This window comes from Burkholderia sp. Ac-20384 (assembly GCF_017104605.1).
Taxonomy (GTDB): Bacteria; Pseudomonadota; Gammaproteobacteria; order Burkholderiales; family Burkholderiaceae; genus Burkholderia; species Burkholderia lata.
Window position 1 is genome coordinate 1 of sequence record NZ_JAAGPE010000614.1, and the last position, 1611, is coordinate 1611.

2 protein-coding genes are annotated in these 1611 nt (G+C 71.0%); both read left to right on the plus strand.

The annotated features are described in order from the left end of the window. On the plus strand, nucleotides 1-178 hold a 178-nt coding region (locus G3O00_RS42295), incomplete at its 5' end, for a cysteine-rich CWC family protein (RefSeq protein ID WP_206146558.1). Between the two features lie 92 nt (nucleotides 179-270). Next, a partial coding sequence (locus G3O00_RS42300) for an ATP-binding protein (protein WP_241025607.1) occupies nucleotides 271-1611 on the plus strand: 1341 nt, incomplete at its 3' end.

A 1611-nucleotide genomic window follows, 5' to 3' on the forward strand; every position in this document is an offset into this window, starting at 1 on the left:
TTGCCCGCACTGCGGGCGCAGCTTCGACTGCGGCGCCCGCACGCAGCCGTTCGAATGCTGGTGCGCGTCGATGCCGGTCTTGCCCGGCGGTACGCCGCCTGCGGCTGGCGCACGTTGCCGGTGCCCCGAGTGCCTGGCCGACGAGATCGCGCAGCGGATGGCCGGCGCGGCCGGCTGACGGCATCGGCCGCGCACGCAAGGCATCCCGTTCGTCGCACGCCGATCCGGCCCCGCTAGAGGCGCCGCCCGCTAAACGGGTAAACTGCTCGGATGCAACGAATCACCACCACCGGGCGCGTCAACCTCAGTCACCTGTTCTGGCTCCGCAATCTCGCGATCATCGGCCAACTGGTGACGATCGGCGTCGTGCAGACCTATTTCGGCGTGCATCTGCCGTTGCCGGCGATGCTGATGGTCATCGCGCTCGAAATCGTTTTCAACGCGCTGACCTGGGTGCGCGTGCTGCGCGCGCGGCCCGAAACCAATTTCGAGCTGCTCGGCCAGCTGTGGGTCGACCTCGGTGCGCTGTCCGCGCTGCTGTTCCTGTCGGGCGGCACGACCAACCCGTTCGTGTCGCTGTACCTGCCGTCGCTCGCGATCGCGGCGGCCGTGCTGCCGTGGCACCTGATGATCTGGCTCGCGGCGTTCGCGGTCGCGTGCTACGCGGCGCTCGGTTTCGACTCGGTGCCGCTCAACATGGACAATCCCGCGAACCTGTTCGACTACTACCGTACCGGGATGTGGGCGAACTTCATGGTCAGCGTCGGGCTGATCGCGTGGTTCGTCGCGCGCATGTCGAAGGCGCTGCGCCAGCGCGATTCGGCACTCGGCGAAGCGCAGCAGCACCTGCTGCGCGACGAGCGGGCGGTCGCGCTCGGCGTGCAGGCCGCCACCGTCGCGCACGAGATGGGCACGCCGCTGTCGACGATCGCGATGCTCGCCGAAGAGCTGCGCGACGCGGCACGCGACGATCCGGGGCTGGCCCGCTACGAGGCCGACCTGAAGGTGCTCGAGGAACAGATGACGCTCTGCACGTCGGCGCTCGCGCGCCTGCGCAGCCGGGCAAGTGCGCCGGCGAGCCGCCAGCCGGTGGACGACTGGCTCGACACGTTCGTCGAGCACTGGCGCCTGCGGCATCCGCACGTCCAGTTCGAATCGCTCGGCGCGCGACCGGCGGGCGTCGCGCTCGACGACACGGTCGCGGCCGGCCAGATCCTGACGATCCTGCTCGACAACGCCGCGCGCGCGAGCCCGCAGCGCGTGACACTGGCCGCGAAGGTCGCGCACGCCGGCACGGCCGACGAAATCGAATTCGAGGTATGCGACGACGGGCCGGGCATTCCGGCCTCGTTGCGGGAATCGCTCGGCGCGATGCCGGTCGACAGCACGCAGGGCGGGCACGGGGTCGGCCTGTATCTGGCGTTCAGCGCGGCCGCGCGGCTCGGCGGCGAGATCGAACTGTCCGATGTCGTGCCGCGCGCGGCGGGCGGCAACGGGCGGGCCGGTAGTGCGGCGAATGGTCACGCCGCGGCAGGATCGGCACAGCGCGCGGGCCGGCGCGTCGCCGAACGGACAACCGGTACGCCGGACAGCCGCCCGGCCGGTGCGACC